At 65.3% G+C, this 19,806-nt stretch carries 20 protein-coding genes; 11 read left to right on the top strand and 9 right to left on the bottom strand.

Going from position 1 to position 19,806, the window contains the following annotated elements; translation table 11 throughout:
* Positions 1-40: 40 nt before the first annotated feature.
* Genes MESS4_RS31280 through MESS4_RS24575 form a run of 5 tightly spaced genes read left to right on the top strand, consistent with a single transcriptional unit; the run spans position 41 to position 4,528 of the window.
* Positions 41-817: an ECF transporter S component gene (locus MESS4_RS31280; protein WP_006336877.1), complete on the top strand. Its 777-nt coding sequence runs from the start codon at positions 41-43 to the stop codon at positions 815-817.
* Positions 817-2,622: an energy-coupling factor transporter ATPase gene (locus MESS4_RS24590; protein ID WP_006336875.1), complete on the top strand. Its 1,806-nt coding sequence runs from the start codon at positions 817-819 to the stop codon at positions 2,620-2,622. The genes MESS4_RS31280 and MESS4_RS24590 overlap by 1 nt, the downstream gene beginning before the upstream one ends.
* Positions 2,623-3,450, top strand: coding sequence for an energy-coupling factor transporter transmembrane component T (locus MESS4_RS24585; protein WP_006336873.1), 828 nt, complete (start codon positions 2,623-2,625; stop codon positions 3,448-3,450).
* 17 nt (positions 3,451-3,467) lie between these two features.
* Positions 3,468-3,893: a nuclear transport factor 2 family protein gene (locus MESS4_RS24580; protein WP_006336871.1), complete on the top strand. Its 426-nt coding sequence runs from the start codon at positions 3,468-3,470 to the stop codon at positions 3,891-3,893.
* Positions 3,890-4,528: an NAD(P)H-dependent oxidoreductase gene (locus MESS4_RS24575; protein WP_006336870.1), complete on the top strand. Its 639-nt coding sequence runs from the start codon at positions 3,890-3,892 to the stop codon at positions 4,526-4,528. Before MESS4_RS24580 ends, MESS4_RS24575 begins: the two co-directional genes overlap by 4 nt.
* A 95-nt stretch (positions 4,529-4,623) precedes the next feature.
* Here MESS4_RS24575 and MESS4_RS24570 read toward each other — a convergent pair whose 3' ends face one another.
* The 5 genes from MESS4_RS24570 to MESS4_RS24550 all read right to left on the bottom strand — a co-directional run bounded on the left by MESS4_RS24570 (position 4,624) and on the right by MESS4_RS24550 (position 9,356).
* Positions 4,624-4,845 carry a hypothetical protein gene (locus MESS4_RS24570; RefSeq protein WP_006336869.1) on the bottom strand — a complete coding sequence of 74 codons (222 nt, stop codon included), beginning with the start codon at positions 4,843-4,845 and terminating at the stop codon, positions 4,624-4,626.
* Positions 4,846-5,018: 173 nt separating this feature from the next.
* On the bottom strand, positions 5,019-5,846 hold the full coding sequence (locus MESS4_RS24565) for an ABC transporter permease (protein WP_006336868.1): 828 nt from the start codon (positions 5,844-5,846) through the stop codon (positions 5,019-5,021).
* Between the two features lie 11 nt (positions 5,847-5,857).
* Positions 5,858-7,138, bottom strand: coding sequence for an ABC transporter permease (locus MESS4_RS24560; protein WP_006336854.1), 1,281 nt, complete (start codon positions 7,136-7,138; stop codon positions 5,858-5,860).
* A 6-nt stretch (positions 7,139-7,144) separates the two neighbouring features.
* Positions 7,145-8,197: an ABC transporter substrate-binding protein gene (locus tag MESS4_RS24555; RefSeq protein ID WP_036242019.1), complete on the bottom strand. Its 1,053-nt coding sequence runs from the start codon at positions 8,195-8,197 to the stop codon at positions 7,145-7,147.
* Positions 8,198-8,201: 4 nt separating this feature from the next.
* Positions 8,202-9,356 carry an ABC transporter ATP-binding protein gene (locus MESS4_RS24550; RefSeq protein ID WP_051070914.1) on the bottom strand — a complete coding sequence of 385 codons (1,155 nt, stop codon included), beginning with the start codon at positions 9,354-9,356 and terminating at the stop codon, positions 8,202-8,204.
* Between the two features lie 315 nt (positions 9,357-9,671).
* Here MESS4_RS24550 and MESS4_RS24545 point away from each other — a divergent pair, with 315 nt between their 5' ends.
* Positions 9,672-11,060 carry a PLP-dependent aminotransferase family protein gene (locus tag MESS4_RS24545; RefSeq protein WP_006336851.1) on the top strand — a complete coding sequence of 463 codons (1,389 nt, stop codon included), beginning with the start codon at positions 9,672-9,674 and terminating at the stop codon, positions 11,058-11,060.
* 11 nt (positions 11,061-11,071) lie between these two features.
* The gene (locus tag MESS4_RS24540; RefSeq protein WP_006336850.1) at positions 11,072-12,322 is read left to right on the top strand and encodes an FAD-dependent oxidoreductase; all 1,251 of its coding nucleotides are present in this window, start codon (positions 11,072-11,074) and stop codon (positions 12,320-12,322) included.
* A 31-nt stretch (positions 12,323-12,353) separates the two neighbouring features.
* Here MESS4_RS24540 and MESS4_RS24535 read toward each other — a convergent pair whose 3' ends face one another.
* Positions 12,354-12,719 carry a VOC family protein gene (locus MESS4_RS24535; protein ID WP_006336849.1) on the bottom strand — a complete coding sequence of 122 codons (366 nt, stop codon included), beginning with the start codon at positions 12,717-12,719 and terminating at the stop codon, positions 12,354-12,356.
* A gap of 148 nt (positions 12,720-12,867) precedes the next feature.
* Between MESS4_RS24535 and MESS4_RS24530 the strand changes: the two genes are divergently transcribed.
* Together MESS4_RS24530 and MESS4_RS24525 are read left to right on the top strand one after the other, a co-directional pair.
* Positions 12,868-13,179, top strand: a complete 312-nt coding sequence (locus MESS4_RS24530) for a hypothetical protein (protein WP_006336848.1) — start codon at positions 12,868-12,870, stop codon at positions 13,177-13,179.
* Between the two features lie 121 nt (positions 13,180-13,300).
* Positions 13,301-14,107: a sigma factor gene (locus MESS4_RS24525; RefSeq protein WP_006336847.1), complete on the top strand. Its 807-nt coding sequence runs from the start codon at positions 13,301-13,303 to the stop codon at positions 14,105-14,107.
* Positions 14,108-14,336: 229 nt separating this feature from the next.
* Here the strand turns inward: MESS4_RS24525 and MESS4_RS24520 are convergent, their stop codons facing one another.
* The gene (locus MESS4_RS24520) at positions 14,337-15,491 is read right to left on the bottom strand and encodes a sulfite oxidase (RefSeq protein ID WP_006336846.1); all 1,155 of its coding nucleotides are present in this window, start codon (positions 15,489-15,491) and stop codon (positions 14,337-14,339) included.
* 343 nt (positions 15,492-15,834) lie between these two features.
* On the opposite strand from MESS4_RS24520, the gene MESS4_RS24515 reads away from it, so the two are divergent.
* Both MESS4_RS24515 and MESS4_RS24510 read left to right on the top strand, forming a co-directional pair.
* Positions 15,835-16,467 carry a DUF1326 domain-containing protein gene (locus MESS4_RS24515; protein ID WP_006336845.1) on the top strand — a complete coding sequence of 211 codons (633 nt, stop codon included), beginning with the start codon at positions 15,835-15,837 and terminating at the stop codon, positions 16,465-16,467.
* Positions 16,468-16,475: 8 nt separating this feature from the next.
* Entirely contained in the window at positions 16,476-17,384 is a 909-nt protein-coding gene (locus MESS4_RS24510; protein ID WP_006336843.1) for a DUF2182 domain-containing protein, read from the top strand.
* A 140-nt stretch (positions 17,385-17,524) separates the two neighbouring features.
* On the opposite strand, the gene MESS4_RS24505 is transcribed toward MESS4_RS24510, so the two are convergent.
* Complete coding sequence (locus MESS4_RS24505) at positions 17,525-18,418, bottom strand: dihydrodipicolinate synthase family protein (RefSeq protein WP_006336842.1); 894 nt, start codon at positions 18,416-18,418, stop codon at positions 17,525-17,527.
* A 115-nt stretch (positions 18,419-18,533) separates the two neighbouring features.
* Complete coding sequence (gene dinB, locus MESS4_RS24500) at positions 18,534-19,775, bottom strand: DNA polymerase IV (protein WP_006336841.1); 1,242 nt, start codon at positions 19,773-19,775, stop codon at positions 18,534-18,536.
* Positions 19,776-19,806 lie beyond the last annotated feature (31 nt).

The raw sequence follows: 19,806 nt of genomic DNA, 5'->3' as shown, positions 1-19,806 counted from the left end.
GCGACCAGCGAAAACGCTGCTCGAACAAAGGGGAACAACAATGACAGCCGATGCTCCGCAACCTCGCAGTCTGGTAACGACCGGGGGCGTCTCGATCGGAGGCGCGCCCGTATCCTACACCGCCATCCTGGCGGCGCTCGTCGCAGTGCTCGCCTTCATACCGGCCTCGATCGTGGTCGGCGGCATGGGGGGAGGGTGGCCGCTGCACGACGTCATCCATCCGCTGCTCGGCCTGCTGCTCGGCCCGATCGCCGGGCCGATCGCCTCGGTCATCGGCATCGTCGTCGGCAATGTCATCGCGCCCTACACCAATCTCGGACCCTGGAGTCCGCTGATGGGCGCCATGAGCGCCTTTGCCGTCGGCATGGTCATGTATCCAAACCGCTCGCTCTGGTATGTGCCCTGGGTCATCACGCTGGCCGCCAACCTGATCTACCTCTGGCAGTCGCTGTCCTTCGGCATCGGCTTCTGGCTGTGGCTGAGCAATGTCTTCACGGTCGACGTGGCGCTGATCCTCATCGCCATTCCGCGGATCAGGAACTGGGCGATCGACCAGATCCGCAATGGCGCGGCGAGCCTGTCTCTCTATGCCGCCTATTTCGTCGTGTTCTTCTTTGGCTCGACGGCGGGCATCCAGCTCAACTGGGTGCCGTCCTTCGCCACCAATCCGTGGCCGGCCGAAGTGTGGCCGCCGCTGATCTTCATCATCTTCCTGGAGCGCGTCGTCTTTACCGCCGTCGGTGCCCTGGTCGCCTTCGCGCTCATCGCCGCCATTCGCCGGTCTCCCATCGCAAAGGCGAAGCTGGCGGGTTACTGATGCCGCAGGCCAACACAGCGCCGGGCGAGGATGGGCATTTGCCCATCCGGGATGGGCGGCCGGAAGGACCGCTCATCCGCTTCGACAATGTCAGCTACCGCTATCCCGGCGCCGATCGACCGGCGCTGGACAAGATCGGCCTGACGATCGGCCGCGGCGAGATCGTCGGCGTGATCGGCCCGACCGGCGCCGGCAAGACGACATTCTGCCTGGCGCTGAACGGGATCGTGCCGCAATTCTTCGGCGGCGAATTCCATGGCAGCGTCCATATCGCCGGCCTCGACGCCATCGAGACGCCGACCAGCCGGTTGGCGCAACTGGTTGGCATGGTGTTCGAGGACCCCGAAACGCAGATCACCGCGACCACGGTGGAAGGCGAGGTGGCCTTCGCGCTGGAAAACCTCAAGGTCCCGACGCCCGAAATCGCCCGGCGCGTCGGCGAGGCGCTGAGAGCGGTGGGCCTCGCCGGACAGGAAACCAGGCACCCGGCCAATTTGTCGGGCGGCCAGAAGCAGCGGCTGTCGATTGCCGCCGCGCTCGCGCTGTCGTCCGATATCATCGTGCTCGACGAGCCGACCTCGCAGCTCGACCCGGTCGCGTCGGCGGAAGTTTTCGCCATCCTGCTGAAATTGAACCGCGAGAACGGCCTGACGGTCGTCATGGCCAGCCACGCCAGCGAGGAGCTCGCCGAAATCGCCGACCGCGTCCTGCTCATTTCCGACGGCAAGGTGGCGGCCGAGGGGCCGCCCGAAACGGTCTTCGCAGCGACGGAGATGCTGGCGGAGCATCGCGTGCGGCCGCCCGACATCGTGCGCAGCTTCGAAGTGCTCGTTCGTGATGGCTCGAGCGCACCTGGCCGTCGCAAACCGTCCGCCCTGCCGGTGACGCTCGAAGCGGCGGAATCGGCCATTGGGGCATATCCGCTTGCCGTCTCGTTGTCGGCCGCCGCCCCGGTGGATACGCGGCGCGATGTCTCCAAGGCCGGTGTCGCGCTGGCGGTCGATGGGCTGATCCACATCTATCCCGATGGCACCGAGGCGCTGCGCGGCGTCGATTTGACGGTCGCCAATGGCGAATTCCTCGGCATTGTCGGCCGCAACGGCAGCGGCAAATCCACGCTGGTGCGGCATTTCCTGCATCTGCTTTCGCCGTCCTCAGGCACGGTTCGCGTCGCCGGCGACGACATCTCGGAATTCAAGGTCAGCGATCTTGCGCGGCGCATCGGCTATGTCTCGCAGAATGCGCATGCCCAGGTCTTCTGCGATACGGTGGCCAAGGAAGTCGGCTTCGCGTTGTCGATGATGAAGCGGCCGAAAGCCGATATCGATGCCGCCGTCAGCCGCTCGCTTGCGGCGATGGACCTAGCCCAGGCCGCCGACCAGCATCCGATGTCGCTCAGTCGCGGCGACCGGCTGCGTGTCGTCATCGCCGCCGTGCTGGCGCTCGAACCGCAAATCCTGATCTTCGACGAACCGACCACCGGCCAGGACTGGCGCGGATCGCTGGCCATACTCGACATGCTGCGGGCTCTGAACCGGATGGGCAAGACGGTGGTGCTCATCACCCATCATCTCTATCTGCTGCCGGGCTACGTCGACCGCCTCGTCGTCATGGATGGCGGCAGGATCGTCGGTGACGGCGCGCTGCGGGACGTCTTCTACGACAATTCGGCGATGGCCGCCGCCGGTCTGGTGCCGCCGCAGACCGTGCGCTTTGCCGAGCATGTGCCTGCCCTTGGCGTCGCCCGCCCGCTTGGGCCGGACGATCTGGCGGCAATGCTCGGCCTCCGGCTGGAGGTCGCCTAGATGGTCAGCTATGCCATCCAGCTTTTGCCGGCCGAGACCATTTTCGCCCGAGCCGACATGCGGGTGAAGTTCGCGCTGCTTCTGCTCGCAAGCTCGCTGATCTTCATCTGGAACAGCATCCTGCCGCAGGCGGCGTTCCTCGCTGTCATCGTCGGGCTGATGTTTTCCGCCGGCGTGACCGCCGCCACCATCCGTAAGCTCACTCTGATCGTGCTGCCGGCGCTGGTGCTGATCACGGTGATCCAGGGCCTGTGGAGCCCGTTCGGCAAGACGCCGGTCTTCACCGTGCCGCCCGGCGTGCCGCTCTTCGGCTCGCTCAACATCTTCTACGTCGAAGGCTTGCTGTTCGGTCTGGTGGTGTGCTGCCGCGTGCTGATTCCGATGCTGGCGTTTCAGCTCGTGTTCATGACCAGCCAGCCCAACGACATCGTGCTCGGGCTGGTGCGGATCGGCGTGCCCTACCGCATCGCCTTCCTGTTTTCGACGACGTTCCGTTTCGTGCCGCTGCTGTTCCAGGAATTGGAAGGGATCAAGGAGGCACAGCGCCTGCGCGGCATCGACATCGACGGCATCGGCATGCCGCGCAAGCTGATCGCGCTCGGCCGCATGCTGGTGCCGCTGATCATGATCTCGCTGACCAAGGCCCAGCTGATGGAAATCGCGCTGCAGGCGAAGGCGTTCAGCGGCTCGGCCGACCGCACCAGCCTACACCCGTCGCGTGAAAGATTGTCGGCCGGTGAAATCCTGGCGATCGGCGCCTGCTTTGCCGTCTTTGCCGGAGCGCTGGCCGGCCGGCTGTTGTTCGGATTTGGAGGTTCGGTGCTGTGAGCATAGTGGCGGCGACTATGACGGCCCCCGATGCCAGGATCGATTGCGATGCCGCCACGCTTGCCATGCTCGAGCGGCAGGCGGATGCGTGGAAGTCCGGCGACTTCTCCGCCGCCGCCGCCGACTGGCATCCTGACGGGGTGCTGACGGCGCCGGGTAACCGGATTCCCTACCATGGGCTGGCGCGCACCATCGCCGATTTTTATCGCGACTATGGCGATCTCAGCGTCACCATCACCACCGCCTTTGCCTCGGCCGATGGCAGGCGGATCGCGCTGGAATGGCTGTGGGAGGTGACGCGGCGGCGCGACGGCGCCCGCAGCGCGACCGAGGACGCCATACTCATCGATTTCGACAGCGACGGGCGCATCCTGTCGTGGCGCGAATATTTCGACACGGCGAGCGCCGTGGAAGATCACCACAGTCCCCAGAGCGCAGCATGAAAGTCCTTGTCGTCTATTGCCACCCTTGCACCGACAGCTTCAACGGCACGGTGCGCGACACGGTGCTGGAGGCGCTTGCCGAACGGGGCCACACGGTTCACCTTCTCGACCTCTACGCGACCGGCTTCGATCCGGTCATGCGCGCCGACGAGTGGCGCGGCTATGGCGACAAGGCAGGCAACCTCGAACCGGTCATCGACCGGGCGCGGGAATTGCTGTGGGCGGAGACGGTGATCTTCATCTACCCGACCTGGTGGTACGGGCTGCCGGCCATGCTCAAGGGCTGGCTGGAGCGGGTGCTGGTGCCGGGCTTCGCCTTCGACATGCCGACGGCGCAGCGCGGCCCACGGCCGAAATTGCGGCACATTCGCCGGGTGCTGGTGATGACCACCTGTGGCGCGACGCCGCTGACGAGCTGGATCATGGGGCAGCCCGGCCGGCGAACCCTGCTGCGCGGCTTCCGCTCCGTCTGCCACCCGTTGTGCTCGACCAAATTCCTGGCGCTCTACCGGATGGACACCGTCTCGGCGGCCGAGCGCCAGGCGCATCTGCAGCGCGTCAGGAAAGCGGTCGCCAGTCTTGGGCACGCAGCTTCCGTGGCTTCGGACGCGGTGCAGAAGGCGCATCGCGTCTGAAGAGATTTCAGGTGCGCCTTACGTTTGCGCATGGCGTTGTCCCGACCGCGGCGCCGACATGCGGCGGCTGATCGGCGGGACAAGCGCGACAGAAGTCAATTCGACCTGGGGTCACTCAGCGTCTCGATCAGGAAAGACGCGGCGATCAGGTCGTCGGCATCGAGCCGCAGCGAGCCTTCACCTCCTCCCATGATGGCGGCGACCTTCTGAAAGGTCTTCATCTCGTGTCTGGAGATATCCGCGTCTTGCATCTTGGCTTTGAGATTGGCGACGCGCAGGCTCAGCGTGTGGGACGTTCCAATTTCACGGTTCGACATAGTGACATGCTCCTCCCCAACCCATGCTTGCTTGCCCGCCCGCCAGTATTCGGTCAGCCTTTTTTCTGCCTAAATATGAGGCATTGCGAATACAGCGCCCCGAACGCCTGGTGCGAAGGAGGTTCCGGTCCGACATGGTCACGAAATAATACGGGACGGGCCGGACGGTCTGTTTAGGCAGCGGTGCGTGGTCGCCGCTGGCCGCGCCGGGCCAGCAAATTCGCGACGACCAGCAGCACGATCGACAGCACCATCATCAGCGTCGCGGCGGCGGTGATCGCCGGCGAGAGTTTTTCGCGCAGGCCGATGAACATTTCGAGCGGCATGGTGCGCTGGTTGGCGCTGGCCAGGAACTGCACCACCACCACCTCGTCGAACGAGGTGACGAAGGCGAAGGCAGCGCCCGAGAGCACGCCGGGCAGGATCAGCGGCAGCATCACCCTGGAGAATGCCGTCACCGGTTTTGCTCCGGAGATGGCGGCGGCGCGCATCAGATTGCGGTCGAAGCCGGTCAGGCTCGCCGCCACCGTAACCACCACGAACGGGCTGGCAAGTGCTGTATGCGCCAGGATGATGCCGGCATAGGTGCTGGCAAGGCCGACGCGGGCATAGAACAGATAGGAGCCGACGGCGGTGATGACGACGGGCACGATCAGCGGCGACAGCAACAGCGGCATGACGATGCGCCGTCCCGGGAATTTCTCGTCGGCGAGCGCGATCGCCGTCATGGTGCCGAGCGTCGTGGCGATCAGCGTCGTGCCGAGCGCAATCAACAGGCTGTTGCCGATCGCCGACTGCCAGCGCTGGGTGCCGAGCACGACCTCGTACCAGCGCGTCGAAATCCCTTCGAGCGGGAAGATGAAGAAGGAACCGCTGTTGAACGACAGCGGCACGGGAATGAGGATCGGCACCAGCAGGAACAGGATCACCAGCCCGCACCACAGCCACAACAGCCCGATGCGGATGCGCTCGCCTGATGTCGGATAGGGAGACAGCATCATGGCCCGGGCTCCTAGACGAGTTTCAGCCGGTCGAGGCCGAGGATGCGGGCGAAGATGCCGAACAGCGCCAGCGTGAAGACAAGCAGGATGAAGCTCAATGCGGCGGCCATCTCCCAGTTCAATTCGACATTGACGTAGTTGGCGATGAAATTGCTGATCAACTGGTCGCTGGCGCCGCCGATCAGCGCCGGCGTGATGTAGTAGCCGAGGCAGAGGATGAAGGTGAGCAGGCACCCGGCCATGACGCCGGGAAAGACCTGCGGAAGATAGACGCGCAGGAAGGCGGTGAACGGTTTTGCGCCGAGCGAATAGGCGGCCTTCATCTGCGAGGGCGGGATGGTGCGCATGACGCTGTAGATCGGCAGCAGCGTGAACGGCAGCTGGATATGCGTCATGGCGATGATCAGGCCGATGCGGCTGTACATCAGGTCGAGCCGGTCGTCGACGAAGCCGAGCCATAGCAAGAGGTCGTTGACCAGGCCGAATTTCTGCAAAAGCACCGTCCAGGCCGCGGTGCGCACCAGGATCGACGTCCAGAACGGCAGCAGCACCGCGACGATGAGGATGGCGGCCAGACCCTTCGGCGCGCTGGCGATGAGGTAGGCCAGCGGAAAGCCGAGGATCAGCGTCGCCAGCGTCACCGCCGCCGCGACGAGGAAGGTGCGCAGGAACACCTGCAGGAAGATCGCCTGGCTCGGCGGCACGCGTTCGATCGAGCCTTCGGCGTTCCAGCGCAGGTCGAGCGCGCTCAAGAGATAGAACGAGGTCACGCTGTGGGTGCCGCTGGCGATCGCCGTCCAGGTGCCGGGCTGCGACCAGAACGGCACGGATTTCACCACCTCCAGCGGCGGCTTGCCGCCGGCGCCTTCGAGCTGGCGCACCGTCTTCAGCACCTGGCTGCGCGCGCCGGGCAGCCGCGCATTGAGGCTCTTGGCAAGTTCGTAAGCCGTGCCTCTGGCCTGGTTGTCCCTGAGGTCGGCGGCCAGCGCCAGGAACGCTGCATCGTCGGGCAGGCCGCTGCCGCTCCAGCCACTGAGCGCCTGGGAAGTCTGCGGCAAGGCATGGGCAATCGTCGGATCGTAGACGGCGCGCGACAGCAACAGGACGATCGGGATGCCGAAGCTCAGCGCCAGCAGCACCAGCAGCGGCGCGGCCAGCGCCAGCGAGCGCAGCCGGTCGCCGAACTCGGCGCGCCGGATCGCCGCCGACACCGACCTCAGGTCGGCGTCGGCGGCCGACCGGCCGCGGGCCAGCGCGGGCCGGTCGAGTTCGCTGGGCTCGAGCGCCGACATCGCTTGCTACTGCGCCAGCCAGGCGTTGAAACGCTTGACCAGGTCCTCGCCATAGTCGCCCCAGAATTCGGTGTCGGCGACGAGGTAAGCGCCTTTCAGATGGTCGGGCGCGTTTGGCAGTTTCGGCAAGGCGTCGGCGGCGACGAAGGCCGCCGCATCGGTGCGCACCGGCCCGTATGTGATGTAGCTGGCGAGCTTGGCATTGTTCTCGGGTTGGCTGATGTAGGCGAGGTATTTGTAGGCGAGATCCGGGCTCTTGGCGCCCTTCGGAATGGCGATCATGTCGTATTCCAGGATCTGGTTGTTCCAGACGATCTTGAACGGCGCGCCGTCCTTGTCGATGGCGTTCTGGATGCGGCCGTTCCAGGCGGTGGTCATCACCACTTCCTTGGAGGCCAACAGCTGCGGTGGCTGCGCGCCGGCATCCCACCAGACGATGTCCTTCTTGATCGTGTCGAGCTTCTTGAAGGCGCGGTCGACGCCTTCCGGCGTGCCCAGCACCTTGTAGACGTCGGCGGGCGCGACGCCATCGGCCATCAGCGCCCATTCGAGGTTCTGCGCCGGGAACTTGCGCATGGCGCGCTTGCCGGGGAATTTGGTGGTGTCGAAGAGGTCGAGAACCGAGGTCGGCGCTTCCTTCAGCACGTTGGGGTCATAGGCCAGCACGTCGCCATAGGCGTCGAGACCGACGCCGCAGTCGAGCGCCGAGCCTTCGATGAATTTTTCGCGCGGCGCGATCCTGGAATAGTCGAGCCGCTCGAGAATGCCGGCGTCGCAGCCCTGCAGCACGGTCGCGGTTTCGACCGTCACCAGGTCGATCGGCACGTTGCCGGTGTCGACCATGGCTTTGACCTTGCCGAGATCGCCGAGATATTCCTGCTCGACGATCTTGGTTCCGGTCTCCTTGGTGAACGGCTCGAACCACGCCTTGCGCTGCGCGTCCTGCCAGGCGCCGCCGCTGGCCATGATCGACAGCTCGTCGGCGACGGCGGCATGGCCGATCGTCATCCAGGCAGAGGCCGCCGCAAGCGCGAGCAGCCGGGTCTTGGTGATTTTCATGTTTTTACTCCCCTGTTGTTTTTGACATCGATCCGCCCGTTCCGGCATCGGCCGGAAAGGCGCGGCAATCACCGGACGCGCAGGAAACCATCACCGGCTCCCCATTCGCCATGGTCGCTTCGGGGCCGACCTTGACGGTCAGCACCTGTCCGTTTTCGAGCCTGGCCAGCAGGCGCTGGTGGTCGCCGAGATAGATGCGGCCATCGACCGTCGCCGCCAGCCTGTTGCCGGCCTGGGCACCAGCCGCCAGGCCGAGCCGCTCCGGGCGGATGGCGACATGGCAGGCGGCACCCTCGGCGACGCCGACGGCGTGCGCGGTGATGGCGCCGCCGCCATCCAGCGCGACGCGGCATTCCTTGCCGATCACGCGCTCGACCTTGCCGGCCAGCGTGTTGTTCTCGCCGATGAAGCTCGCCACGAACGAGCTTTGCGGCGTGTTGTAGAGATCGTCGGGCGAGCCGAGCTGGGCGATGCCGCCATTGTTGAAGACGGCGACGCGGTCCGACATCGTCAGCGCCTCGCTCTGGTCGTGCGTGACATAGACGATGGTGACGCCGAGCATCACATGCAGCTGCTTGATCTCGAGCTGCATATGCTCGCGCAGCTTCTTGTCGAGCGCGCCCAGCGGTTCGTCCATCAGCACCAGGCTCGGCTTGAACACCAGCGCGCGGGCCAGCGCCACGCGCTGCTGCTGGCCGCCGGAAAGCTGCGTCGGGCGCCGGTCGCCGAACTGCCTGAGCCGCACCATGTCGAGCACGCGCGCCACGCGGGCGGCGATGTCGGCCTTGTCGATCTTGCGCACGGAAAGCGGGAAGGCGACGTTTTCTTCCACCGTCATGTGCGGAAACAGCGCGTAGTTCTGGAACACCATGCCGATATTGCGCTCATAGGGCGGCAGCCGGTCGACCGAGCGGCCCTCCAGCGTGATGACGCCATGGGTCGGCCGCTCGAACCCGGCGAGCATGTTGAGCGTCGTCGTCTTGCCCGAGCCGGACGGGCCGAGCAAAGTGAGGAACTCGCCGCGCGCCACACTGAGGTTCAGCCGCGTCACCGCGAAGGCGCGGCCGTCATAGGATTTCTCGACATCGGTGAATTCGACGAAGCCGGCGGCATCGGCTGCTGGCGCCGGAGCGGCGCTGCCGGCCGGCCGTGTTGCCATTGCGGCGCTCACCGGTGGAACTCCGCGGCGCGGCCGGCAAGGCCGTTGTTCGAAACGAAATGGTGCTTGCGCTGCATGTCTCGGTCTCGCGGGACGCTGGCCGCGCAGGGCGGCGAACCAAACTTGTATGCTCACACAATCGATGACTAAGGAACCATAGATGCAGACAAGTTTGCCCGTCAAGCGGCATTTTTCGCAATTGTGTGGGATTATTTCGATCGGATTTTGATTTTTGTGTCAGACAACAGCTATTGTCCGATGCGTTGTCTTATGCTAGATGCCAGTCGTCCCAACACGCCGAAACCGCCAATCCGCATGCTTCAAGACCTGCAACTCGCCTCGGATGAAGGTCCGGTCTATCGCCGCCTTGCCGACGCAATTGCCGAACGGATCGCTGCCGGTACGCTTGCCGTGGGCGACCGGCTGCCGCCGCAGCGCGAGATCGCGCGGGCGCTCGGCATCAACGTCACCACGGTGACGCGGGCACTGTCGACGCTGCAGCAGCGCGGCCTGCTTGAAGCGCGCCCTGGGCGCGGCACCACGGTCGCCGCCCGCGATGCCGGCGAAAGGCCGGGCTTCGTCTCGGCGCCGAGCGACGACAGCGGTGTCGTCGACCTTTCGGTCAACCGGCCGGCAACCTCGGCCTATCTCGACGCGCTGGCGCAGCTTCTGCCGCGCCTGTCCAAGGACCGGCACTACGCCACATTGCAGGATTACCATCCGCCGGAAGGGCCGCTCTGGGCGAGGGCGGCGATCGCCGACTGGATGCGGCCGGTGGCCGGCGATGGCGATCCCGGCCGTGTCGTGCTGGCGGCGGGCGCCCAGCATGGGCTGGACTGCGTGCTCGGCGCGGTGACCAGGCAAGGCGAGGTCGTGCTCGCCGATGAAGTGACCTACCAAGGCATCAACGCGCTCTGCCGGGTGCACGGGCTCGATCTCAGGGGCGTCGCCATGGATCGCGGCGGCATGCTGCCGGATGCTTTCGAAGCCGCCTGCGCGCAGCTTCGCCCGCGCGCGGTGTTTCTGGTGCCGACGCTGCACAATCCGACCACCATTACGCTCAGCGAAGAGCGCCGCCACGAACTGGTCACTGTTGCCCGGCGCCACAATGTGCTGATCATCGAGGATGACGTCTACCGGCCGCTGGCCGACAATCCGCCGCCGTCGCTGGCCAGCCTCGAACCCGAACTGACCGTGCATATAGGCGGGCTGTCCAAGTGTATCGCTCCCGGCCTGAGGCTGGGCTTCGTCGTCGCGCCACGCGCCATCGCCGGCCAGGTGGCGGCGGCGCTGCGCATCAATTGCTGGAGCATCAGCCCGATGGCGGCGCTGATCGGTACGCAGTTGCTGGAGGATGGGACGGCAACGCGCATCATCGAGGCGCAGAAGCAGGAGTTGCGCCTGCGCCAGGCGGTGCTTGGCGACATCCTCGGCGGTTTCGACGTGCAGACCCATCCGACCTCGACCCACGCCTGGCTGCGGCTTCCCGAACCTTGGCGCGGCGCCGGCTTTGCCCGCACCTGCCTGCAGCGCGGCGTTGCCGTGCTGCCCGGCGATGCCTTCGCGGTCGGGCGCGAGCCGGTGCAGCACGGCGTGCGCATCAATGTCGGCGCCGCCCGCTCGCTCGATGATCTGCGCATGGCGCTGAGCACGATGGCCGAGCTGCTCGCGGCCGGCCATTTGCAGCTGCCCGGTTTTGTCTAGGACGCATTCAGGTGGCAGCTTCCAGCGACGTCGAAATCGCCATAGTCGGCGCCGGTGTGGTCGGGCTGGCGACGGCGCTGCGGCTTGCTGGCGAGGGGCACGAGATCCTGCTCATCGATCCCAACGAGCCGGGCTCCGGTGCCTCCTTCGGCAATGCCGGGACGATTGCCGAATATGCCTGCATGCCGGTCGGCAATCCGGCGGTGTTGCGCGCCTTGCCGAAACTGCTGCTCGATGCCGACAGCCCGTTTGCGCTGCGCTGGCCGGCCTTGTTCCAACTGGCGCCATGGCTGGTCCGCTTTGTCAGGCAGTCGCTGCCCGAGGCCACCCGCGCCAATGCGCTGGCGCTCGCAGGGCTGCTGTCCCACGCCTTGCTGGCCTGGGAGGAGATGGTGCAAGAGGCCGGCCTGCGAGATCTGTTGCGCCGCAATGGCTGCCTCTATCTCTATCGCCGCGAGAGCGACTTTGCCGCTGCCGCCGGCGGCCGCACCTTGCGCGCCGAACTTGGCGTCCATCAGGAGGTGCTGACGCAGCAGGAAGTGGCCGTGCTGGAGCCTCGCCTGCAGGAGGTAGAAGGACGCGGCCTGTATTTCCCTGACTCAATGAATGTCACCGACCCGAGCACGGTGATGCGCCGGCTGTTCGATGCGGCGGTCGCCCGCGGCGCGACGCTGGCCAGGGCCGAGGTGACCGGCCTGCGCACCGGTGCCGGCAGTGTCGAGCTCAGCGGTGCGGATTTCCGGGTCAGGGCGAAAACAGTGGTCATTGCCGCCGGCGCACGCTCGCGTGCCCTGGCTGCACAGGCCGGCGACAGCATCCCGCTCGAGACCGAGCGCGGCTACCACCTCGAGTTCTCGACCGAAGCGCCGCTGCTCAACCGGCCAGTCTGTCCCGTCGATCTCGGCTTCTACATGACGCCGATGACTGGACGCTTGCGTGTCGCCGGCACCGTCGAGCTTGGCGGGTTTGCAGCACCGCCAAATCCGCGCCGGCTGGCGCTGCTCGACCGCGGCGTCAGGCAGTTCTTTCCAAATCTTGGCCGGCATTCATCCGAATGGCTCGGCTTCCGTCCGTCACTGCCCGATTCCCGGCCGGTCATCGGCCGTTCCCGCAACAGCCCGCAGGTCATCCATGCCTTCGGCCACGGCCATCTCGGCCTGACGCTGGCGCCGATCAAGGCCCGCCTCGTCGCCGGCCTGATCGGTGGCAGCGGCGATGCCGCCAGCCTCGCAGCGTTTTCGGCGGACCGCTTCGGCGCTTAAACGCGCCGTGATGCCCTTCGGCCGGCCAGTCTCACCTGCTGGCAACCACCATGCGGTTGCCTTCGCTGTCGCGAAACTCGGCCACCGTGCGGCCTGGGTCCCACGGTGCCTCCTGCGGTTCGGTGATGATCTCGACGCCTTTGGACTTCAAAGCCGCGATCGTCGCTTCGACATTTTCGTCGACCAGCACCAGCACCGGCTCGGCGCCCGGCGTATCGTCGGCGCGCCTGACCAAATGCAGGTTCGTCACCGCGCCGGGAAAGGTCAGCTCGATCCAGCGCCAGCCACTATCGCCCATTGGCTGGTCTGCCGCGACCTGGCAGCCGAGATGCCTTGTGTAAAACGCCTTGGCGCGGTCCTGGTCGAACACCGGCAGTTCGGCAAACTGGATATGCATGGTCGTCTCTCCTCTCCTTGATGGCTGCCGCGCAGCCGCCCACAGGTGAAAGACGATGCTGGTGGCCAAAAAGATTCAGCCCATGCCGAGAATCTTTTCGGCAACTCCGGTCGTCTTCTGCTCAGGTCAACCATTCAGGAGATGAACCATGGGCTACAAAATCATCCGCTACAGCGTGAAGGACACCGAGCTGGAAGCGAACCGCGCGCTGGTGGCAAAGGTGTTCGAGGCGCTGGACGAGACAGCACCGCGGAGCGTGCGCTACCTCGTGCTCGAACTCGACGGTGGCGAGTTCATCCATATGGTCGGCGAGGGCAACGATACGTCGGCGCTGACCGGGCTTGCCGCCTTCGAGGCGTTCACGCAGAACCATGCGGAGCGGCGCTCGACCCCAGTCCAGCGATCGCCCGTCAGGATCATCGGCAACTACCATGTCCTCGAGGACTGGAAAGCCGGATAGAATGGATGCCATGAACACTGGTGCCATATAGAATGGATGCCATGAACACAGGAAAATTCGACCGCCCGGCGCTGGAGGGGATGCCGGCCTGCGCCCGAAGCTGCACCGCTACTGCGCCCGCATGGCCGGCTCGGTGATCGACGGCGAGGACATCGTGCAGGAGACGCTGCTGAAGGCGGTGCAGGCGGTCGACGGCAGCGCGGTGGTGGAGCGGCCGGAGCAATGGCTGTTTCGCATCGCCCACAATGCCGCGCAGGACCATCTGCGCCGGCGCCGGCGGGAGAGGTCGCGCATCACCGAGGTCGACATGACTATGATCGAGGATCCCTCCGGCAGCGCCGATGCACGGCTGGCCGCCGCCACCGGCCTGCGCAGCTTCATGCGGCTTTCGCTGGCGCAGCGCAGCGCCGTGATCCTGGTCGACGTGCTTGGCCTTTCGCTGCACGAGACCTGCGAGGTGACCGGCGCGACGCTGGCCGCGACCAAGGCGGCGCTGCATCGCGGACGGGCGCAACTGCGCCTGCTGGCAGCGGCGCCGGAACATGTCGCAACACCCAGGCTCGACGCCGAGGACGAGCGGCGCCTGCGCCGCTATGTCGACCTGTTCAACGCGCGCGACTTCGACGCCGTCAGGGCGCTGATCGCCGAGGATATAAAGCTCGAAGTCGTCAACCGTACCCGCATGCGCGGCAAGGCCGAGGTGTCGACCTATTTCGGCAATTACGACCGCGCGAGCGACTGGACGCTGTCGATCGGCTTCGTCGACGGCCGGCCGGCGATCCTCATACGCAATCCCGGGGAAGCGGACGGCGCAGTGCGCGGCTTCATGCTGGTCGAATGGCGGGACGAGCGGGTCGTCCAGATCCGCGATTTTCGCTACGCGCCCTGGTGCCTGCCGGACGCGGAGATCAGCACCGTGGACGGGTGAGGGGGCTGGGATGGCAGCAAGTTCTTAGAGCGGTTCCGGTTCTCTTGGAACCGGCAACTCGCTCTAACTATCTGTTTTGCCGCATTTGTGCGGACGCCAAATGATTCCATTTGGCTGCAAAATGCTCTAAAGCGCGTCGCGTGTGACAGGGTTCACGCGCCGCGCTTTAGGTCTTTGATTTTATGCATGTCGTTCCCCAAAACCGCTGCACACTTTTGGGCGACATGCATTAGACACGCACGCGGCGCGTCACCTGGCCATTGCTTTCCCAGTATGTGTGTTTCTTGGCAATCAAAGGATCGTCCATTGCCGGTTGAATTTGTCCCGTGGTGCTGACCGCGCGCGAGGTCACCATGTGTTCTCCAGGAGAGGGATTTGCCCAATCCAGGGACCAGATCTTCCAGGCGTGTTCGGCCTCCTCACTGTGGTCGATGGTCGCCGGTGCCCAAGGCCCTTGATCGACCTGCACTTCGACCCGGTCGATCGGCGCCCCCCAGGCTGCTCCAATGATGGTGTAATCCGAGTCTTTCCGGGTAACCTTCGCAGGCGCGGACTTTATCAGCGCTCGCCCGACCGAGGTCTCGGTCCATACGGTCTCGCCGTTGTGGTCTTCCTCCCGGATGGTGACATAGTCACGGGCCATCAGAAGGCTCATGAAGCGGGTGTCGCGAACCTCGATGCGCTTCAGCCACTTGACGTTGGCGATCCCGTACCAGCCTGGAGCAATGAGCCGCACCGGAAAACCATTGGCCGCCGGCAAAGCGGTTCCGTTCATTTCATAGCAGAGGAGATTGTCGGGGTTCATCGCGTCGGCGAGCGACATGCTGCGAGCGAAGTTCTGCTGCATCTTGACGTCGCGTATCGGGACCTCGCCTGTGTCAGTACCGAAAAAGACGACCTCGATGCCCTTCTCCAGAACGCCGGCTTCCTCGAGGATCGGGGCGAGCGGCGTTCCTGCCCAGCGGGCATTGCCGATGCCGCCGGTGAAGAAGGGAAACCCGTGGTTGCCCGAGCATTCCACCGTGAAAACGACCTCCTGCCGCGGTCGTGCCCTGATGTCGGCGAGTGTCAACTTCAGGGGTTTCTTGACCAGGCCTCCGATCTCCATGGACCATGTCTTCTCGTCGATCGTTGGTCGGTTGAAATGCGAGATGCTGAAGAACTTGTCGTTTGGAGTTATCCAGCTATCCAGATCCTCCCAGACAAGCTGCTTCTGGATACCGACCGGATCGGGGTTTTCGGTCGGCTGATCCAGCCACGGAATAACTTCCTCGCCCACCTGCTTTGGAAAAGCGTAGGCCCGACGCGAGGCATAGAGAACAGCAATTGCGGCAAGAGCCGCGCTTCCTTGAACGAGAAGTTCCCTGCGCTGTAAATCAGGCATGTTGTTTACCTCCCAGTTGATCCGGAACGGGCTGTAACCTGCCTTAGGCCGTAGCCTGATCACGGATAAGCGACACAATGTGAGGTCTGCCCAGCCGGAAGTATCCGGACAGGTCAGGCAATCACCGACGCAAGTCAAGCATGTGAAGCATTGGACGAAACACTAGCTCGCGTTTCGCACGCTAAGAGTGCGCCTTTGAGAAGGAAGTGTCCACAACCTGGACGGGACATGATGATGATTGCAGCATTCGAGACCAATTTCCGGTCTTGCCAAGATCGTATGGCGGTGCCGCCGGCGCGGGTGTATGATGGTCTTCTAATATTTCGGGATCAGGGAGGTCGTCATGACGTCTTGGGAGATTAGAGGACGCGAACTCGTCAATTGCACCTGCGAATATGGCTGCAACTGCCAATTCAATGCGCTGCCCGACAAGGGCTACTGCCATGCGGTGGCCGGTATCCAGATCGATGAAGGTCATCATGGCGAAACCGCTCTCGATGGCCTTCGGATCGCGGCGATCTTCAAATGGCCCGGCGCGATCCACGAAGGCAATGGCGAAGCCATCGCTTTTGTCGACGAGAATGCAACCGACCGGCAACGCGAAGCGCTGCTGCGCATCATGACCGGCCAGGACACCGATCCGTTCGCGACGATGTTCGCCGTCTACGCCTCAACCGTGACAAAAATGAATGCGCCGGTTTTCACGAAGATCGATCTCGACCTCGATATCGACGGCCGCAAGGGCCGCATCTTCGTCAAGGACTATATCGAAACGGTCGGCGAGCCGATCCGCAACAAGGTGACGGGCGCGGACTCGCGCGCTCAGATCGTGTTGCCGGACGGCTTCGAATACGCGGTCGCCGAGATCGGCAGTGCTTCGAGCACGACCAGCGGGCCGGTTCAGGTGGACATGAAGGACAGTTACGGCCAGTTCGCGCGGCTGCATCTCAACAATCACGGGGTCGTGCGAGCCTGACGCGCCGCATGGACGGCGCGTCGCCACTGGAACGCCTGCTCAGGCGCGACCGCGTCCTCACGATTGCGGGCGTGGTGACGCTGTGCCTGCTGGCCTGGCTTTATATCGTCGCCGGTGCAGGGCTCGGCATGAATGCGTGGGAGATGTCGAGGCTCGCGCTGTTCCCCCATCAGCAAACTGCCGACACGACCTCCGACATGCCCGGCATGGACATGGGCGGCATGGACATGAGCGGCATGGACATGCCCGGTATGGATATGGGCGGTATGGCCATGGCGACGGACCCGCGGGTCTGGGGAGCCGCGATCTGGGCGCTGATGATCGCCATGTGGTGGGTCATGATGGTCGCCATGATGTCGCCGAGCGCCGCGCCGACGATCCTGCTCTATGCGCGCGTGCATCGCCATGCGCTCGCGCAGGGTCAGATCCAGGACAAGCTCGCGCCCACCGGCGTGTTCATGGCAGGCTACCTCCTGGTCTGGCTGGGATTCTCCGTCGCGGCAGCCGTGTTGCACTGGCTGCTCGAACGCGGGGCATTCGTTTCCGCGACGATGATGAGTTCGCAGAGCCGCTGGCTTTCAGGCATCGTCCTGATCGCCTCGGGCCTGTATCAGCTCTCGCCGCTCAAGAACGCCTGCCTGTCGCATTGCCGGACACCGACGGCGTTCCTTTCCCGCCACTGGCGTCCCCACGCACTTGGCGCGCTGCGTTTGGGCGCACTGCACGGGGCCTTCTGTGTCGGATGCTGCTGGATGCTGATGGCGTTGCTGTTCGTGGGTGGCATAATGAATCTGGTGTGGGTTGCCGCGCTCGCCGTTCTGGTGCTGGTTGAAAAGGTGTTTCCCGCCGGCCAGTGGGTCGGCCGGGCAGCCGGCATCGCCCTGATCGCCTGGGGCAGCGCAACACTTTTGGTCTGACGACCAGCTGGCCGAGGCGAACAGCTAGTTTCCACCCCTCGATCCTTCCGGGCACGGCAGCAGGGCGGGCCCCGACGACTGGGCGATTGCCTAGGATTTTGTCCGGCCTGATCGCTGGGGAGCCAGTCGGATTCCGCGCATCAGAAGCCGAGGCTTCCGCCGAGAATGCCCTCGAGATCGTGCTTGAGCTTTTCGCTCTCGGCGGCAGGCAGCGCCGTCAGCGGCGGCAGCAGCAAGGCATAGGATGGGTCGGCCATCATTTCGGCAACCACGGCCTTGATGCCGGGAATCAGCGGCCCCGAGGCCACGCGCTTTCTGATTGCGGACGCCGTCGCGAGCGCGCCGGCATCGCCGTCGCGCCAGGCGGCGGCGCACAGCCTGCTGGAGAGATTGGCGGTGGCGGAGATGCAGCCGGCGAAGGTGCCGCTCCTGGCCTCCATCAGCGATCCCTCGTCACTCGGGAAGACATCGAAATCCGCGGCCGCGACCGTGCGCGAATAGGCGAGGTCTCCCGATGAATCCTTGAGGCCGCTGAGCCGCGGTCCGATCCGCTCCCGCAACGCCGCCACCAGCGCTGGGTGGAAGGGAACCCCAGACAAAGCCGGGAAATGATAGAGGTAGAGCGGCGTCGCCTGCGCCGCGGTCATTTGCGCGACGGCGCTGAAATAGGCGATCACCCCGTCATCGCCGACGTTCTTGTAGTAGAAGGGCGGCAGCAGCAACGCGCCGGCGAGGCCGAGTTCGCCGGCATGGCGGGTGAGCTCGATCGCGTCAGTGACGGACGCGGCCCCGGTGCCGACCATCAGCCGGTCGCGCGGCAGGGCCTTGGCGGCGGCCGACATCAGCGCCTTGCGCTGGGCAAGACTCATCGAGGTCGCCTCGCCGGTGGTGCCGCACATATTGAGCGCGTCGCAGCCTTCGTCCAGCAACCTGCCGGCCAGGCTGACGAAACGGTCGATGTCGGGTTCGAGGGTCTTGGTGAACGGGGTTGGAATGGCGGCGATGACGCCGCGCAGCCTGTTCTTGCCTGTCATTGCGGATCCCTGGTTCGAGCCCGGCCTGGCAAAAGCAGCCTGGCCCGGGCGCGGCGGATCATTCACAGGCGGATGCGGTTCGTCAACCGGGCGGACAGGGATCGCCCGCGCAGACTCAGAGCTCCTTTTCAGCCAGTTCGCGAAACGCGTCGGGAACGGATCGCGACGGCCCGAGCGCCACCGAGGCATAGCCGACCGCCTCCCAGCCGAAACGGTCGCGGATCTTGTCGATGGCGCGGTCGGCCGTCCAGCGTGCCGCGCCCCTGCGGGTCCCGGGACGGCGGCGGTCGTCGTCGAGGCCGAGCGGCAGTTCCAGTTGCAGTCCCGCCTGGTGCTCCAGATGCGAGACGGCGATCGCCAGCAGCGAGATGGTCTTTTCATGCGGATGATCGACAAGCACCTTGCGCACCAGCGCCTCGGCGATCTCGGCCAGCATGGCGGTTGCCGAAATCGGCTGGTCTAGCGTGACCGAGCGCGTCACCGAGCGCAGATCGGCGAAGCGAACGCGCACCGTCACCGTGCGGCCGGGCCGCGATTTCGCCCGCAGCCTGGTGGCGACCCGGTCGGCCAGATGCAGCAGCGCCGGCACGAAGACGTTCTCCGCGGCGGGTTTGCGGCCAAGCGCCGATTGCGCGCCGGCCGAGCGCGCCCGGCGCTGCGTCTCGAGCTTGCGCGGATCGCGGTTCCACGCCAGCGCATTGAGCTTTTCGCCCGCCGCCGGACCGAGCAGTCGCTCCAGCGACCAGCCCGGCGTCTTCGCCAACTCGCCGATGGTGTTGACGCCGATGCCGGCCAACCGCTCCCTGGTGACCGGGCCGACGCCCCACATCAGCTCGACCGGCAACTCGTGCAGGAACTCAAGCTCATGGCGCGGATCGACCACCACCAGCCCGTCGGGCTTGGCCACTTGCGATGCGATCTTGGCCAGATGCTTGGTGCGCGCCACGCCGACCGAGATCGGCAGGCCGAGCTCGGCCTTGACGCGGCGGCGGATGGCGGTGGCGATCTCGGCCGGCGCGCCGAACAGATGGGTGCAGCCGGCGACATCGGCAAAGGCTTCGTCGATGGAAATGCGCTCGACCACCGGCGTGAAATCGCCGAGCACCTTGATGGCCGCATCGCCCAGCCGCTGGTAATCCCTAAAGTTGCCGCCAACGAAGATCAGCCCAGGGCAGAGTTCGCGCGCACGCCGCCCCGGCATGCCGCCGCGCACGCCGAAAGCCTTGGCCTCGTAGGAGGCGGCAAGCACCACGCCACCGCCGACAGCGATCGGCTTGCCGCGCAAAGAAGGGTCAAGCAATTGCTCGACCGAGGCATAGAAGGCATCGAGATCCGCGTGGAGGATGTTGGCTTCCATCCGAGCCGTTCGCCCGCGGCGGTTCGAATGC

Origin of the sequence: Mesorhizobium sp. STM 4661 (genome assembly GCF_000359125.1) — a bacterium.
GTDB lineage: Bacteria > Pseudomonadota > Alphaproteobacteria > Rhizobiales > Rhizobiaceae > Mesorhizobium.
Note: the sequence above shows the minus strand (reverse complement) of the source record. Positions and strands in the feature narration are given on the sequence as shown.

Bases quoted from the DNA above. Each gene is read 5' to 3' on its own strand.
- MESS4_RS31280 (WP_006336877.1), top strand. From the start codon at position 41: ATGACAGCCGATGCTCCGCAACCTCGCAGTCTGGTAACGACCGGGGGC.
- MESS4_RS24590 (WP_006336875.1), top strand. From the start codon at position 817: ATGCCGCAGGCCAACACAGCGCCGGGCGAGGATGGGCATTTGCCCATC.
- MESS4_RS24585 (WP_006336873.1), top strand. From the start codon at position 2,623: ATGGTCAGCTATGCCATCCAGCTTTTGCCGGCCGAGACCATTTTCGCC.
- MESS4_RS24580 (WP_006336871.1), top strand. From the start codon at position 3,468: ATGACGGCCCCCGATGCCAGGATCGATTGCGATGCCGCCACGCTTGCC.
- MESS4_RS24575 (WP_006336870.1), top strand. From the start codon at position 3,890: ATGAAAGTCCTTGTCGTCTATTGCCACCCTTGCACCGACAGCTTCAAC.
- MESS4_RS24570 (WP_006336869.1), bottom strand. From the start codon at position 4,845: ATGTCGAACCGTGAAATTGGAACGTCCCACACGCTGAGCCTGCGCGTC.
- MESS4_RS24565 (WP_006336868.1), bottom strand. From the start codon at position 5,846: ATGATGCTGTCTCCCTATCCGACATCAGGCGAGCGCATCCGCATCGGG.
- MESS4_RS24560 (WP_006336854.1), bottom strand. From the start codon at position 7,138: ATGTCGGCGCTCGAGCCCAGCGAACTCGACCGGCCCGCGCTGGCCCGC.
- MESS4_RS24555 (WP_036242019.1), bottom strand. From the start codon at position 8,197: ATGAAAATCACCAAGACCCGGCTGCTCGCGCTTGCGGCGGCCTCTGCC.
- MESS4_RS24550 (WP_051070914.1), bottom strand. From the start codon at position 9,356: ATGGCAACACGGCCGGCCGGCAGCGCCGCTCCGGCGCCAGCAGCCGAT.
- MESS4_RS24545 (WP_006336851.1), top strand. From the start codon at position 9,672: ATGCTTCAAGACCTGCAACTCGCCTCGGATGAAGGTCCGGTCTATCGC.
- MESS4_RS24535 (WP_006336849.1), bottom strand. From the start codon at position 12,719: ATGCATATCCAGTTTGCCGAACTGCCGGTGTTCGACCAGGACCGCGCC.
- MESS4_RS24530 (WP_006336848.1), top strand. From the start codon at position 12,868: ATGGGCTACAAAATCATCCGCTACAGCGTGAAGGACACCGAGCTGGAA.
- MESS4_RS24525 (WP_006336847.1), top strand. From the start codon at position 13,301: ATGGCCGGCTCGGTGATCGACGGCGAGGACATCGTGCAGGAGACGCTG.
- MESS4_RS24520 (WP_006336846.1), bottom strand. From the start codon at position 15,491: ATGCCTGATTTACAGCGCAGGGAACTTCTCGTTCAAGGAAGCGCGGCT.
- MESS4_RS24515 (WP_006336845.1), top strand. From the start codon at position 15,835: ATGACGTCTTGGGAGATTAGAGGACGCGAACTCGTCAATTGCACCTGC.
- MESS4_RS24510 (WP_006336843.1), top strand. From the start codon at position 16,476: ATGGACGGCGCGTCGCCACTGGAACGCCTGCTCAGGCGCGACCGCGTC.
- MESS4_RS24505 (WP_006336842.1), bottom strand. From the start codon at position 18,418: ATGACAGGCAAGAACAGGCTGCGCGGCGTCATCGCCGCCATTCCAACC.
- dinB (WP_006336841.1), bottom strand. From the start codon at position 19,775: ATGGAAGCCAACATCCTCCACGCGGATCTCGATGCCTTCTATGCCTCG.